This window comes from Bacillus sp. FSL W8-0629 (assembly GCF_038593225.1).
GTDB classification, from domain to species: Bacteria; Bacillota; Bacilli; order Bacillales; family Bacillaceae; genus Bacillus; species Bacillus altitudinis.
In genome coordinates, this window is record NZ_CP151975.1 from 1,711,827 (window position 1) to 1,726,006 (window position 14,180).

A 14,180-nucleotide genomic window follows, 5' to 3' on the forward strand; every position below is an offset into this window, starting at 1 on the left:
AAGAAATGGCAAAGATTATTCAGTTATCCGATGACCTATCAAATAAAATTGCAGCTGGTGAAGTGGTCGAACGTCCGGCTTCTGTTGTGAAGGAGCTCGTGGAAAATGCGATCGATGCTAGTAGTACTGTCATTGAAATCGATGTAGAAGAAGCAGGACTTTCTTCTATTAGAATTATTGATAATGGGGTGGGAATCGATGCTGAAGATTGTAAGCTCGCCTTTCAGCGTCATGCGACGAGTAAAATCAAAGATGAAAATGATCTGTTTCGTGTCAGGACGCTCGGTTTCAGGGGGGAGGCGTTGCCAAGTATTGCCTCCGTCTCTCACTTAGAAATGAAGACAAGTACCGGTGAAGGTGCTGGAACACACTTAGCTCTCCAAGGCGGGAAGATCATTTCGGAGAAAAAAACCTCTGGCCGTCGCGGCACCGAAATTGTGGTCACCAATTTATTTTATAATACGCCAGCCCGTCTAAAATACATGAAAACTGTTCATACGGAGCTTGGCAACATTTCTGATGTTGTGAACCGAATTGCACTTGCTCATCCAGAAGTGTCGATTCGTTTGCGACATCAAGGAAAAGTGCTGCTTCAAACAAATGGAAACGGAGATGTGCGGCATGTGCTTGCGGCCATTTATGGAACGGCAGTGGCCAAAAAAATGCTGCCACTACATGTACAATCACTTGATTTTGAAGTGAAAGGCTATATTTCCTTACCAGAAGTGACAAGGGCATCACGTAATTATATGTCTTCTGTTGTCAACGGTAGATATGTCAAGCATTTCCCGCTGGTGAAAGCCATTCATGAAGGATACCATACACTGCTCCCGATCGGACGCCATCCGATTACATTTATTGAGATGAAGATGGACCCAATTTTAGTCGATGTGAACGTACATCCTTCTAAACTTGAAGTAAGACTAAGTAAAGAGCAAGAACTTCATGAGTTGATCAAACAAGGGATTAAGGACGTCTTTCAAAAGCAGCAGCTTATTCCAAGTGCTTCAGTGCCAAAAAAAGCACCAATGACAGCAGTGAAAAATGAGCAGCAGTCTTTATCTTTTGATTCTAAACAAACAATGAATAGCCGAATGGAAACACCTGTTTCCTATGAGCCGGACTCGCTCGAATCGGCTGTATACGAGACCAGTCAGAACAACACATACGGGGTGCGTGAACCGGAAAGTACGGAAGCGACTTTACCAGCATCGTCTGAAGAAACGTTTGACCATGTATATGTAGAGGAATCTGCAGCTTCGCATGAACAACATGACGAAGTGATGCTGGAAGACAGTGCAGCCCAGCATCAGGCTGAAAGTGAACGTGTCCCTGTGATGTATCCGATTGGACAAATGCACGGAACGTATATTTTGGCTCAAAATGAACGCGGTCTTTATATCATCGATCAGCACGCTGCCCAAGAGCGAATCAAGTATGAGTACTTTCGTGAAAAGGTAGGAGACATTGAACAGGAAGTGCAAGAAATGCTTGTTCCATTAACCTTTCACTACTCAAAAAACGATATGTTGATTATTGAAGAGCATATCGATATTTTAGCCAAAGTAGGGGTCTTCTTAGAGCCATTCGGATCAGGCAGCTATATCGTTCGATCGCATCCGCAGTGGTTTCCTAAAGGAGAAGAGGCTGAACTCATCGAAGAAATCATTCAGCAAGTACTTGATGAAAAGCGTGTGGATATCAAGAAACTGAGAGAAGAAGCGGCGATCATGATGAGCTGTAAAGGCTCGATTAAAGCAAATCGTCATTTGCGTCACGATGAAATCAAAGCCTTATTAGATGAACTCCGGCAAACACAAGACCCATTTACATGTCCGCATGGTCGACCGATTATAATTCATCATTCCACATATGAAATGGAAAAAATGTTTAAACGGGTGATGTAGCTAGGTTTGAGATGGTGGGTGAATCGGTTTGCCCACCAATTAATTTTTCAATCCGATAGTCTATTTCGTGTTGTTGTGATGTGAAGATAAACATCCGCTGTCATGTTGTAAGGATAACCCCTTTCCTCAAATGGATAGGGGTTTTTGTTATTTGGTTATACGATTAAGTGAAGCGTGATATGATTGTAAAAAGGAGGGAATATGATGACATTCAAAAAAGCGTTCAATATAGGTTACTTTGTTTTGCTTTTATCTTTTGTTGTCGTATATTTTTTGCTTCCAGTCGATCAACTATTTACCGCAATTATGATCCTAACCTTACTATTTGGAGTATATCAATTTGTGATTTTTAAAAAACTAAAAGAGCAAAAATAACAATAAAAAACGCCATATATGGGTTTGCCAACTAAATGATGACAGACCATCATAAGATATGGTGTAACAATTATATAAAATGCAGTAAGCACAGCGGCAAGACATGTGATAAATGAGAAAAAGCGCTCTAAGAGCGCTTTTTTGTTTAGCATCCGCAAGGATTTGGCGGTGTGACGACAACTGGTCGTTTATTAATATCAATCGTATCCTCTGCATAAAATGTGGAACCGATGCTGATCGCACGATTTTCTGCACGGAACGTATATGTACCTGCAGCAGGAAGTACTTTATGAGAAAGTTGTAATGTATATTGGGAACTTCCGAATAAATCGAAACGAGCTGGAATGCGGACAGTTTTTCCATTGTTCAAAATGTAACTGTCTTTTAAAGCTTTTCCATTGATAATATCCTTTGTTGTGGCTTGAAAACCTGCTGGTAAAGTAAATTCAACTGCACCAATACTTAGAACAGAATTTGGACGGTAAGTCAGGTCAATGTCAGAAAAAGACCATTCTTGTTTACTTGCTCCTGTGATTTTTGCATAAAGGGCAGCTGGCCTTGCATTCGTTGAAGCTTTGCTTTCCTCTGTTTTAGCCCCTTCAGCTGATGCGGCTAGCGGTACTGAGAGTGCCATGACCAATGTAAGCATCCCCATCATAATCATTGTCCATGTTTTCTTCATTTCTTCCTTCCCCCTTGGTTGATTATAGGTAAATAATAGATGATTACATCCATTATTTACCTATAAGGTTACCATATTCCTATATGTCATTAAATGGTATTTTATACCCTTATTTTGCTTGTTTTTTAGTAATAACGGGGTAGGAATGCATTTGGTTGGTTCATTCCGTAAGCATTTCCTGTCATATGATGATTTGCAGGCATCATCATCTGCATATCATGATAGCCGTTTGGATGGTAGGGAGCCATACCATAACCGCCGTAGTGACCGAAGTGATGGTGATCGTTCATCTGTACATTTGAATAGGGTTCATACTGCTTCGTAAAAGGGGAATAAGCTGAATGATGATGCGGGTGGTGTCCGCTATAAGCATCTTTTTTACCGGTATGATAATGATTTGGCATATTCATAGGGTCATGCATGTTTGGTGCGATCATATGCTCATGATTGGCTGTATACACATTTTCAAACGTGTGATAGGGATTTCCTTGATGGTAATGGTTGGTTTGGTTATTCATATTATTCATTTTGTATCTCATCCTTTTTTTCAGGTTGCCATATCTTATGAGCTGCACCTGTTTCATGAGCCTATCCATATGAAAGAAAAGAACGACATGTAACAAAAAAACCGGCTTTTCAGCCGGGAAAACAAAAAGCAGGTGCAGCGTCAAACGCTAAAATGAGAAGCTATGTCTTTTTCTGCGACGCTTCTTACATCTGCTGCAGACACTTTTAGGAAAATAATGGGGATCGTAGCTTCTTGACGTATCCCAAAAATCGCTCTCAAACCAATCATCTTTTTTATGATAAAACTTCTTTTTTTCACACGGATCAATATGGTGATGATCGTCATGCTTTTTATAGCATTTTGAGTGGGAATGTTTGCTCTTGCATTTGCACATTGTCATCCCTCCTAAATGTGACTCAATGCTAGTATATGCAAGAAAGGTGTACGAGGACTGGATGGTGGCGCTCCTTTTGTAAAAAAAGGCTAATTCTTTAAAAACTCAAATAAAAAGAATTGACTAGTGCTAAATTAACATGATAAAATATAAATTTTTATCCTCTGCTGAAATGTGTTATAATGATATTGTGAATACTTTCGGAGGTGGCGGATTTGTTTCAAATAGGTGATAAAATTGTTTATCCAATGCATGGAGCCGGTGTGATTGAAGGAATGGAAGAAAAAGAGATTTTAGGTAAGACGCAGGAATATTTTCTGATTCAAATGCCGAATATGCAGATGATGGTCCCAAAAGGCAGAATCAATCAACTAGGTATACGTCCGGTAGCTGATCAAGCTACGCTGAAAGTTGTGATGAACAATTTTGCAGAAGAAACAAACGACGACACGCTTACTTGGAAGCAAAGATATGATGAAAATCTGAAAAAGCTAAAAACAGGTTCGATTGAAGATGGCGCAGACGTTGTCAAAGATCTGATGAGACGTAATCAGAAAAAAGCCTTAAATTCTAGTGAAAAGAAGATGCTTGAAGATGCACGGGGCATGTTAGTGAGCGAAATTTCACTGGCACAAGGCATGTCGCAAGATGAAGTGCTGACAGCATTAGAGAATGAATTAAGAGTTTAATGCTGGATATACAGAGACTGGCTGTAAACAGAAGGAGATATTCCTTTTGTTTACAGCTTTTTTATTTGAAAAAAGATGAAAATTCCCAATTTTGTAGGTGTTTTTGACTAAAACTAAAATGAGGTCATAGGATTTAGTTTTTACTTACACATGAACCGTTTTAAAGAAGCCGAAAATACCTAGGGCAACATAAAAAAACAGGTAAGTTCTCCTGATTCATGAAAAGGAGCCGGACATTCTTTGAATTCTTTTTGCGATTGATAGTAAAATAATGCGATAAGATGACATCGAAGAGAATGAAAAGGAGCGGTGAAATGAAAAGACTACTCATAAGTGGATTCATCTTTCTAATCCTGTGTGCTCTTTTAATGGTGAAATGCAGCCATTCTATCCAAGAAAATAAAGAGCAAAAACAACATCATGAAGAAGTAGAAAAGTATAAGAAAGAGCGAAAAAAAGGGGATCAATATGAAAGTTTTAAACAGCTTATACGGCATGAAAGAGACGGCTATGAGATAGAGTTTCATGAAAAAGGGGGAAGTGACTTACTTGTCTTTTCTCCTCACGGCGGCGAAATTGAACCAGGAACAAGTGAAATTGTAGAAGCATTTGAAAAGAAGTACTCTACGTATTTATTTGAAGGGACAAAACAAGATAACAATCGTGACTTGCATATCACTAGTACAAAATTCGATGAACCAATTTTGGTTCAAATGATTAAAACATATCCCTTTTCTATATCAATCCACGGCTATAAAAGTGATAGAAGACATACACTTGTGGGCGGGACAAACGAAAAAATGCAAGAAGCGGTTGTGCGAGAACTAAAAGACCGGGGCTTCTCCGCAGAGCTCGTGCAAAAAGGTGAGCGCCTCTCTGGAACGGATCCAAACAACATTAATAATCAAAATGCCAGTGGCGAAAGCGTCCAGTTAGAAATTAGTACGGCGCAGAGAAAAGCTTTTTTTGACAACTTTGATACGAGAAAAGGAAAGAAAAAAGCATTTAGTCGCTATGTCAGTGGTTTAAAAGAAGTGCTTAGAGAATTCGACCCTTCTTCGTAGAAAAAAGGTTTTGATGGGCAAAAGTACTCTCTTTAAACTTGGTAAAAAAGATAGAAATGTGCAAAATCAACATAAAATATGAAATAAATGACAATTTGCCTTAAAATCATAAATTATGTAAAATAATAGTTATCAGTTTGATATGATAGAATGGGGCTGAAGTGGATGGCACACAAAATACCATCTTCCGAAGTAGGTGTAAAAATCAATCAATGGTACACACATATTTGCAAATTTGAAGTTGATCAGGCAAACGATATGAAGCGCCTTGTTGAAGAAGACATTCATGAGATGGAAGAAGATCAAGATTTATTACTCTATTATTCTCTCATGGATTTTCGCCATCAAATGATGCTTCAGCACTTAACGCCAGTCCATGCAGGGAATGAATCGCTTCAAGCGGTTTCTTTTCCAAAAGAAATTGAAGAGGCAGAAGATGAGATGACGGGTTTATTGGGCTATTACTTTCATTTTTTCCATGGAATGTATGCATTTACCCAGCACCGGTATATCGAAGCCATTTCTTATTATAAGCATGCGGAACATCAGCTGATCTTAGTGACAGATGAGATCGAAAAAGCGGAATTTTATTATAAAATTGCTGAAGTATACTATCATATGAAACAAACCTATTTTTCTATGCATTATGCGAAAAAAGCGAGAGACATCTATAAGAAACATCAGCTTTATGGAAAAAGAAGCATTCAATGCGATTTTGTGATGGCAGGTAATTGGATTGATGTAAATCAGCATCAAAAAGCGCTCCCGTATTTAGAAAAAGCTTTAAAAGTGTGTGAAGCAATGGAAAGAAAAGAATGCACATCTTATTTTAAGGCGATGGCCCTCAATAACTTAGGAACTTGTCATTATAGTATGGGAACCTATCATACAGCGACTGTCTTCTTTGAACAAGCCATTTCACTTTATCAAAAAGATCAAGCTGCAACGATGATCAAATCATTGTTTTCACTGGCTCTTACTTGTTTTAAACTCGAAGATATGGAGCGAGCGAGTGAGGCTATAAAGGAAGGCATGAATCAGGCCTCTATATTGGGAGATGAAATTTATCAATTGAAATTCCAATTTTTACAGGCACTCTATATAGAAACAGACAGCTCTGAACAATTGAGATCAGCCCTTTTGGGACTACGAAACAAAAAAATGTTTGCTGATTTAGAGGAATTGGCACTTGATGCGGCTAATTATTATAAGGAACGCGACATGTACAAGGAATCTTCCACTTTTTTTGAAATTGTGATCGAAGCGCGTACGCACATTCAAAAAGGAGATGAGATGTATGAGAACGAAGCATAACATGTCAGCTGCTCAAGTAGAAGAAAGACTTCACACATAAAAACAGACAAAACAACACCCTTTACGAAAAACGTAAAGGGCTTTTTTATTTATTCTTGGATTGCTTTTTCTGCGTCGATGGCACCTGCTCCGTAAATCATTGGGTCCTCTCCAGACCACTTGCTTGTATTTTCTTTTAATAAGGCTTTGACTTCATCAGGTGTTAAATCTGGTGAATGCTCTAATAATAGTGCGCAGATACCGGCACAAATGGGTGTCGCCATCGAAGTGCCAGATAACGTCGTATAATCATCATCGACTCTACTTGATTTATCTAGTTTATCTAGGAATGATCTTGGTGATCTAAGAGAGACGATATTGACTCCTGGTGCGAGGAGGTCGGGCTTTGTTTCACCGTAGACCGTTGGACCTCTGCTCGAAAATGGTGCCACGACATCGTCACTTGATTCTGGCGTATTTCGATCGTCATAGGCTCCGACTGTAATGACTTTTTGACTCACGGCAGGGCTTGCGATCGTTTGACTGTTAGGACCGGAGTTCCCGGCAGCAACGCATACGACAATCCCTTGATCCCAAGCTGCATTAACAGCGCGCACCATCGGATCGTCTTGTTCGTCATCATAACGCTGCGCATCGCCGCCTAGTGACATACTGATGATGTGAATTGGGTCATCAGGATGGTCTTCGTTGAACTGTATGCACCACTCAACACCTTCTATAATAGTAGAAAGTGATCCAGCGCCTTGTTTATTTAACACTTTTACCCCAATGATATTGGCTTTTGGAGCGGGTCCTTTGTACAAGCCGTCTGAGGCAGCTCCGTCTCCAGCCACATCCCCAGCGCAATGCGTTCCATGACCGTTATCATCATAAGGTTTCATTTTTTGTTTGACTAAATCTACAAAGTCGCGAATTCTTCCATCTAAGTCCTCATGTGGGTATACGCCTGTGTCAACGACCGCAACCGTAATGCCTTCACCGGTTAAGGTTGTGCCATTTCGGATGACTTCATCCGCATGACTTGATTGTGTTGCCACATCCAGCAGTGCATGTACCTGTCTGTCTAAATATATTTTGCGAATATGCTCCCCATTTGCTAAGAGTTCCTCTAAAGCAGCAGGGGTAAGATCAGCAGCGCAGCAGTTAATATGTGAAAAATGTTTTTTGATGTTTGTTTTTCTGCTTTTTTTCATTAGCTGCTTTGTGCTTTGAATACCTGCTTCAACTGCATCTTCTTTAAATTCAATGATGACCCGAAGCTTCTTGCTCTTCTTTAACCTTCCTTCAAAAAAACGATGAAGAAAACAAGGCGTCCACTTAAAAGGCTTATAGAGGTGAAGGACGGTTTCTCTTAAAGGCTGATCCAATTTACTAGCATGTGTTCTGACCATTTGTACCATGGAAAATCCAAACATGTGATGCCCTCCATTCTAGCTATCCATTCTCGTACACTCTTACGTTATGAACATGACAGCATCTTTGTTCGGATTCTTGTCCCTTCTTTTGTTCATATTGGCGGCTGACTCATTCCCTTTAAAAAGAAAAGCGCTTACATTTTGTAAAATAATAGAAAAAGGTGGAAATCATATCAAAACTGCCGATGATAGGTGGGAGAGTTCTTCTTAGAGAACCAGTAAAACAGAGGATTCTGCAGAAAAAAGGGGGTTCTAGACAGGGTCAATGCTCATACAAATGTGATTCATTCCAGATGAAAAAAATCAAATTCGCATAAAAAAAAGACGAATTAAAGAAAACAGACTGGGTAGGACTAGGTCATTTTAAACATAACTTCATTTGTTTGTCATACTATTCTAACTCTGTTTTCAATCAGGAGAGGCGTTTCTGTGTATATAAATGCAATTATCTTATTTTTGAGGAATCTCATGATCTAGAGTGTTATGATCAAATTTGAAGAGAAAATGTGGAAAAAATGAAAAGAAATGATGATTCAATATTAATCATAGAAACGGCTTAGAAATCTGTTAAAGGAGAACGGGAATGAAGAAGTTTTTTGCTTTGCTTCTCCTGCTTGTCATCGGATGGGGCGTCTATTATACCATGCAAGCACAGGAACATGATGAGCCAGTGTCATCAGGTGGAGAAGACGAAAGCGGTTCAAATGATATGTATCGCAATTTTAAAGAACTGGAAGAGAATGAATCAACAGATCATTATCAAATTACATCCAATCCAGTGCCCGGCAGCCGTCTTCTAGTGATGTCGCCTCATGGCGGGAGAATCGAAGGCGGCGTTAGTGAGATTGTCCATTTTTTTGATAACGATTTTTCTACGTACTTATTTGAAGGTTTTAGAGAAAATGCATCAGAACTTCATATTACAAGTACAAACTTCGATGAACCAATCGGAGTCGCACAGGCAAAAGCACATGATTATGTCTTAGCTGTTCATGGTTATAAAGGGGAGCCGGGAATTGATCACACCCTTGTTGGCGGAACAGACTATAACCGTGCTGAGAAAATTGTGAACTCATTAGAGCGCAACGGTTTTTCTGCTGAACTTGCAGTTGCACACGCAACCCTAAGCGGAACGAGCAATCATAATATTAATAATCTTACAAAAACAGGGCAAAGTGTACAGCTTGAGATTAGTAGAAGTCAACGGGAAGCGTTATTTGACAGTTTCGATTTTCGGCAGCGGTCGAGTACAAAAAACGAGACGTTCTACCGGTATGTCAGGGCGATTCGAACGGTGCTGGATGAAGAATATACGTAAGGATGGTGCACATCTTAAGACAGCAAGATGAATTCTTGTTACACTATAAAAAGTGATAACAAAAGGAGAGACAGATATGGCGCGTCATCATTTTCATCTTCAGGCAAACTGGCCTGGTCTGCGTAACGATGTGGGGACAATCGAATGTGAACAGTTAAAGACGGAGATTTCCATTCCAAAAGAAATGGATGGACCGGGTATTGGAACAAATCCAGATGAGATGCTCCTAGGTGCAGCGGCCACATGTTATATCATTACACTTGCAGCCATGATGGAGCGGAGTCAATTAGAGAAAGAGGATTTATCGATGAGCTCTGAGGCAGTTGTCGATGTGACAAACGGTGTGTTTACATATGAGAAAATCATTCACCGTCCTGTCATCATTCTCAAAGAGTCGGCTACAGCACAGGACATAGAACGAGCTCGTAAGCTTGCACATAAAGCTGAAAGCTCATGTATGATCTCTAGAGCTGTGCAAGGGAATGTCCATATTTCCTTAGAAGAAACCATCAAAGCTGGTTATTAAGTAAAAAAGTCATTTTCTCTTGATTAATGGAGAAAATGACTTTTTTTATGACGTCCATTCGGTTTGATCGAATGGTTCTTTCTTTTCTTCCTTTTGTTTTTTGGATTGATTTAAGACAATGACGCCGCATATGACAAGTGCAAGACCAATGAATCCTTTCATATGAATGGTTTCGTTAAATAGCACGAGGCCCACAAGAGCAGTAAGTGCTGTACCGACCCCAGACCAAGTGGCATATGCAGATGACAGCTCAATTGTTTTGAGTGCCAAACTGAGAAAGGTAAAGGCACACCCAAATCCGATCAGCACCCCCATACTCGGCAGCACCTGTGTAAAACCTTGCGAAAGCTTCAGCATCGTACTGCCAAAAACCTCTGTCAAAATGGCTCCTGTTAAATAAAGCATTCCTTTCATATCACTTCACATCCTTTAAGACATATTTAATAGTACGACCCCTGAAACAAGCATTGCCATTCCAATAAGTGCTTGACGGTTCAAGGTTTCTTTGAAAAAGAGCACGCCAAAAAAAGCCGTGAGGACGGTACCGACCCCAGACCAAGTGGCGTAAGACATGCTAAGTGGAATGATATTAAGGGTCAATGACAACATGTAAAAAGCAAGTGTGTAGCCAGCGACAACGACAGCGCTAGGTTTAAAGCGTGTGAAACCATTTGATAGTTTCAGCATCGCTGCCCCGATTGCTTCTGAAAAAATGGCGATAGCCAAAAAAAGATATCCGAGGATCATCATCATCCCTCCTCTAAAATGTGTAAAATCCGATGAAGTAAAAGGGTTTTTTCCTCTCGATTCAATGGTTCAAGCTGAAACATTTCTGAAAACCATATACCATCACAGGCAAGACGGATCAGCTGGCTAAGTGCAGGGTCATTGATTTCCTCGGTTGCTTTTTCTTTAAATTCCGCATAAAAATGACGCCAAGGATTTAATAATGCTTCATCAAATGACATGGTAGCCAGCATGCTTGTACATAGCTGTGTGGTGTTTTGTCTATCAAGGTCATTTAATGTGGCCAATATATAGGCACGTACATAAGGTGCCTTTTCGTTTTTGTATGTTTCCTGATACGTGTCAAGCTGCTGACGAAAAGAGGCAACCGCATGCTCATTCATTTGCTGGATCAGGTCTTCCTTGCTCGAAAAATGATACAGTAGCCCGGCTTTGGTCATATTTGCATGTTCTGCCACCTGCTGAAGGGTGAGCTGACTCAATCCTTCTTTTAGAATGGTGTGAGCTGCTGCCTCAAAAATTTGTTCTTTTTTCGTTTTAGACATAAAAAAAACACCTACTTTACTGAACGGTCGGTAAAGTAAATGTTAACCTATGAAAAACAAATGTGTCAATCGATTCATTTTATAAGAGGATGTTTTCACTAAATCGTCATATTTAATAATAAGGGTATGGTCCATATGGCGGGTATGGCGGTGGATAAGGATAACCATAGCCATATCCTGGAGCAAGAAGCGACCCAGCTAAAAGCCCTCCAGCAAAACCACCTAAAAATGGCGGTCCAAAAAATCCAGGTCTCCCATAGCCAAAACCAGGGCGCCCAAACCCAAACCCAGGTCTTCCAAAACCAAATCCAGGGCGTCCAAATCCAAAAGGTCTTCTCATCTCATCTTGAACAAACGGTGCGTCAAAATAATTCATAAAAAAAGACTCCTTTCACATAAAATCACTGTAACTGACATCAGTGTATTCGAGTGGCCCACTTGTGTTTGGGTGAATGCCTAAAATAAGGAGGAATGTAAAAAATGGGCCTGTATCCGTCTGATTGGGCTAAATGTCCACCTCATGCACATGCTTATAAAGCGCGAACGGATGTAACAGAAGAACATTATCATTTAATAGAAGGTATTTCTCAGCCTGTGAATGGAAGCAGTACCGACAGACATACTCATTATTACCGGGGGATCACGTCATTTGAAAGAGGGCATTTTCATAGATATTATGGCGTCACTGGACCTGCTATCCCAAGAGTGGACGGGACGCACTACCATGAAATTGAGGAAGTCACGTTTTCTGCCTATACCGACTCTGTCCCGATTCCATATGGGGGAGTCGTTTACAGTCCAGATGAAGAAAGGCCAACGCATAAGCACCGTTTAAAAGGAAAGACATATGAAGTGGTCGGGAATGAACCACTTGGCTGGTGACGGGAGGATATAGGAGAGAAAGAGAAGTTATGCTATACTTTAGGCAGTTTGTAAAAGAGAGTGATGTTATGAAAAAACAACCAGTGATTGTATTAGTAGGTCCGACGGCTGTCGGAAAAACAAAGCTGAGCATTGATATAGCGAAAGCATTTAATGGAGAAATTATCAGCGGGGATTCCATGCAGATCTATAAAGGGATGGATATTGGCACAGCGAAAATCACCCCTGAAGAAATGAATGGCGTACCGCACCATTTAATCGATATTAAACAACCGGATGAATCGTTTTCTACAGCTGAATTTCAGCAGCTTGTCCGCTTAAAAATCAAAGAGATTGCTGCGAGAGGGAAAACGCCCATGATTGTTGGTGGAACTGGGCTATATATTCAGTCTGTTTTATATGATTACACGTTTACTGATGAGAAAAGTGATCCTGCTTTTAGAGAAGAGATGACGCTGTTTGAACAGCAACATGGACCGATCAAGCTGTATGAAAAGCTAAAAGAAGCCGATCCTATCGCTGCAAAAGCGATTCATCCGAATAACGTCCGCCGCGTGATCAGGGCGCTTGAAATCATCCATACAACAGGTCAGAAAATGTCTGATATGCAAAACGGGCATCAAGAAGTTCCTCTTTATGACACTGCCTTCATTGGGCTGAAAATGGACCGAGAGCTTTTGTACGAGCGCATTCATCAAAGAATTGATATGATGTTAGATGAAGGCTTAATTGAAGAAGTGAGCGCACTTTATCAATCTGGTTTGAAAGATTGTCAGTCTGTTCAAGCGATTGGTTATAAAGAGTTGTATGCCTATTTTCAAGGCGAGTGCTCACTTGATGAAGCCATCCAGCAATTAAAACAAAATTCCCGCAGATATGCGAAGCGTCAGTTTACGTGGTTCCGTAATAAAATGGATGTCACCTGGTTTGATATGACACCACCTTGCCACTTTTCGGACAAAAAAGAGGAAATTTTCGCATATATAGCAGGAAAGCTTGGACTTAAAGCGAAACTGTAGTTATCAGAATCAAGGAGGACGAAACATGAAACCGATTAATATTCAGGACCAATTTTTGAATCAGATCCGCAAAGACAATACATTTGTCACAGTATTTTTACTGAATGGCTTTCAGCTTCGCGGTCAAGTAAAGGGATTTGACAATTTCACGGTGCTGCTTGAGACAGAAGGGAAGCAGCAACTTATTTATAAACATGCGATTTCAACATTTGCTCCTCAAAAAAATGTAAATCTTGAATTAGAATAAACACCCGTTTTCACCAATAGCCCCATGCAGCTGCGAATAAACCGGCCGAAACCCGCTACGTTTTTTGTCAGTGCAGAGGGGCTATTTTGTATGCCATGAAACTTTTCTGTCCAAGTTGCGTATAAATCCTTATTGGACATTTAAAAGGTGAGGGGCTTTATATGGAAAATGCAGAGCTTGAATTGAGAAGGATTCGAGTGATCCTTCTTTTGATTGGAATCGTTGTCTTATTTGGATCATGCGCCATCTCGAACATCGAAACGAGACAAGAAAGTTGGCATAACCATTCTAGTGAGCATGATGGGAGCCATGTTGATGGTCTTTTACCATCATCTGTTGCGCTAAAAAATAATCACATTGCTGTTGTGAAAGATGATGAAGTACATGTATACCGGTTTGATGAAAAAGAAGGAGAGCTGACGCTCATTACGACAAAGTACATAGATGAATGGGATGAAGATGATGGTGATAGTGAAGACTTTGATGAAGAGTAAGCACGTAAATTTACAAATGAATGTGAAGTCGCTACACTATAAACATGCATTAGA

At 40.2% G+C, this 14,180-nt stretch carries 18 protein-coding genes; 11 read left to right on the forward strand and 7 right to left on the reverse strand.

The window, feature by feature from the left end; genetic code table 11:
• Positions 1 to 5 precede the first annotated feature (5 nt).
• A complete protein-coding gene (mutL, locus tag NSQ17_RS08670) occupies positions 6 to 1,907 on the forward strand; it encodes a DNA mismatch repair endonuclease MutL (protein WP_342468027.1) in 1,902 nt (633 codons plus the stop codon).
• A 201-nt stretch (positions 1,908 to 2,108) separates the two neighbouring features.
• The gene (locus NSQ17_RS08675) at positions 2,109 to 2,282 is read left to right on the forward strand and encodes a hypothetical protein (RefSeq protein ID WP_155720697.1); all 174 of its coding nucleotides are present in this window, start codon (positions 2,109 to 2,111) and stop codon (positions 2,280 to 2,282) included.
• A 145-nt stretch (positions 2,283 to 2,427) separates the two neighbouring features.
• On the opposite strand, the gene bslA is transcribed toward NSQ17_RS08675, so the two are convergent.
• Complete coding sequence (gene bslA, locus NSQ17_RS08680) at positions 2,428 to 2,964, reverse strand: biofilm surface layer hydrophobin BslA (RefSeq protein WP_024720390.1); 537 nt, start codon at positions 2,962 to 2,964, stop codon at positions 2,428 to 2,430.
• A 125-nt stretch (positions 2,965 to 3,089) separates the two neighbouring features.
• Positions 3,090 to 3,491: a hypothetical protein gene (locus NSQ17_RS08685; RefSeq protein WP_173426647.1), complete on the reverse strand. Its 402-nt coding sequence runs from the start codon at positions 3,489 to 3,491 to the stop codon at positions 3,090 to 3,092.
• 590 nt (positions 3,492 to 4,081) lie between these two features.
• On the opposite strand from NSQ17_RS08685, the gene NSQ17_RS08690 reads away from it, so the two are divergent.
• The 3 genes from NSQ17_RS08690 (at position 4,082) to NSQ17_RS08700 (ending at position 6,933) form a co-directional block, all read left to right on the forward strand.
• Positions 4,082 to 4,555 carry a CarD family transcriptional regulator gene (locus NSQ17_RS08690; RefSeq protein ID WP_007499456.1) on the forward strand — a complete coding sequence of 158 codons (474 nt, stop codon included), beginning with the start codon at positions 4,082 to 4,084 and terminating at the stop codon, positions 4,553 to 4,555.
• A 314-nt stretch (positions 4,556 to 4,869) separates the two neighbouring features.
• On the forward strand, positions 4,870 to 5,619 hold the full coding sequence (locus tag NSQ17_RS08695) for a poly-gamma-glutamate hydrolase family protein (RefSeq protein ID WP_008344021.1): 750 nt from the start codon (positions 4,870 to 4,872) through the stop codon (positions 5,617 to 5,619).
• A 165-nt stretch (positions 5,620 to 5,784) separates the two neighbouring features.
• Positions 5,785 to 6,933: a Rap family tetratricopeptide repeat protein gene (locus NSQ17_RS08700; protein WP_056704766.1), complete on the forward strand. Its 1,149-nt coding sequence runs from the start codon at positions 5,785 to 5,787 to the stop codon at positions 6,931 to 6,933.
• Between the two features lie 89 nt (positions 6,934 to 7,022).
• On the opposite strand, the gene NSQ17_RS08705 is transcribed toward NSQ17_RS08700, so the two are convergent.
• Entirely contained in the window at positions 7,023 to 8,348 is a 1,326-nt protein-coding gene (locus NSQ17_RS08705; protein ID WP_342468028.1) for a S8 family peptidase, read from the reverse strand.
• A gap of 583 nt (positions 8,349 to 8,931) precedes the next feature.
• Here NSQ17_RS08705 and NSQ17_RS08710 point away from each other — a divergent pair.
• A complete protein-coding gene (locus NSQ17_RS08710) occupies positions 8,932 to 9,666 on the forward strand; it encodes a poly-gamma-glutamate hydrolase family protein (RefSeq protein ID WP_024720397.1) in 735 nt (244 codons plus the stop codon).
• A 76-nt stretch (positions 9,667 to 9,742) separates the two neighbouring features.
• Positions 9,743 to 10,192 carry an OsmC family protein gene (locus NSQ17_RS08715; protein WP_058213761.1) on the forward strand — a complete coding sequence of 150 codons (450 nt, stop codon included), beginning with the start codon at positions 9,743 to 9,745 and terminating at the stop codon, positions 10,190 to 10,192.
• 45 nt (positions 10,193 to 10,237) lie between these two features.
• Here NSQ17_RS08715 and NSQ17_RS08720 read toward each other — a convergent pair whose 3' ends face one another.
• The 4 genes from NSQ17_RS08720 to NSQ17_RS08735 form a co-directional block, all read right to left on the reverse strand.
• Entirely contained in the window at positions 10,238 to 10,606 is a 369-nt protein-coding gene (locus tag NSQ17_RS08720; protein ID WP_007499443.1) for a multidrug efflux SMR transporter, read from the reverse strand.
• 15 nt (positions 10,607 to 10,621) lie between these two features.
• Positions 10,622 to 10,939 carry a multidrug efflux SMR transporter gene (locus NSQ17_RS08725; RefSeq protein ID WP_017367286.1) on the reverse strand — a complete coding sequence of 106 codons (318 nt, stop codon included), beginning with the start codon at positions 10,937 to 10,939 and terminating at the stop codon, positions 10,622 to 10,624.
• Positions 10,940 to 10,941: 2 nt separating this feature from the next.
• Positions 10,942 to 11,484: a TetR/AcrR family transcriptional regulator gene (locus NSQ17_RS08730; RefSeq protein WP_041507251.1), complete on the reverse strand. Its 543-nt coding sequence runs from the start codon at positions 11,482 to 11,484 to the stop codon at positions 10,942 to 10,944.
• 112 nt (positions 11,485 to 11,596) lie between these two features.
• The gene (locus tag NSQ17_RS08735; RefSeq protein WP_017359036.1) at positions 11,597 to 11,860 is read right to left on the reverse strand and encodes a hypothetical protein; all 264 of its coding nucleotides are present in this window, start codon (positions 11,858 to 11,860) and stop codon (positions 11,597 to 11,599) included.
• 104 nt (positions 11,861 to 11,964) lie between these two features.
• Between NSQ17_RS08735 and NSQ17_RS08740 the strand changes: the two genes are divergently transcribed.
• From NSQ17_RS08740 to NSQ17_RS08755, 4 genes are all read left to right on the forward strand, one after another.
• The gene (locus NSQ17_RS08740) at positions 11,965 to 12,366 is read left to right on the forward strand and encodes a YmaF family protein (protein WP_007499437.1); all 402 of its coding nucleotides are present in this window, start codon (positions 11,965 to 11,967) and stop codon (positions 12,364 to 12,366) included.
• A gap of 68 nt (positions 12,367 to 12,434) precedes the next feature.
• Positions 12,435 to 13,385, forward strand: coding sequence for a tRNA (adenosine(37)-N6)-dimethylallyltransferase MiaA (gene miaA, locus NSQ17_RS08745; RefSeq protein ID WP_342468029.1), 951 nt, complete (start codon positions 12,435 to 12,437; stop codon positions 13,383 to 13,385).
• Between the two features lie 25 nt (positions 13,386 to 13,410).
• The gene (gene hfq, locus NSQ17_RS08750) at positions 13,411 to 13,632 is read left to right on the forward strand and encodes an RNA chaperone Hfq (protein WP_003211269.1); all 222 of its coding nucleotides are present in this window, start codon (positions 13,411 to 13,413) and stop codon (positions 13,630 to 13,632) included.
• A gap of 161 nt (positions 13,633 to 13,793) precedes the next feature.
• Positions 13,794 to 14,126 (forward strand): YmzC family protein, encoded by a 333-nt coding sequence (locus NSQ17_RS08755; protein ID WP_035391989.1) that lies wholly within the window; start codon positions 13,794 to 13,796, stop codon positions 14,124 to 14,126.
• The last annotated feature ends 54 nt before the right edge of the window (positions 14,127 to 14,180 follow it).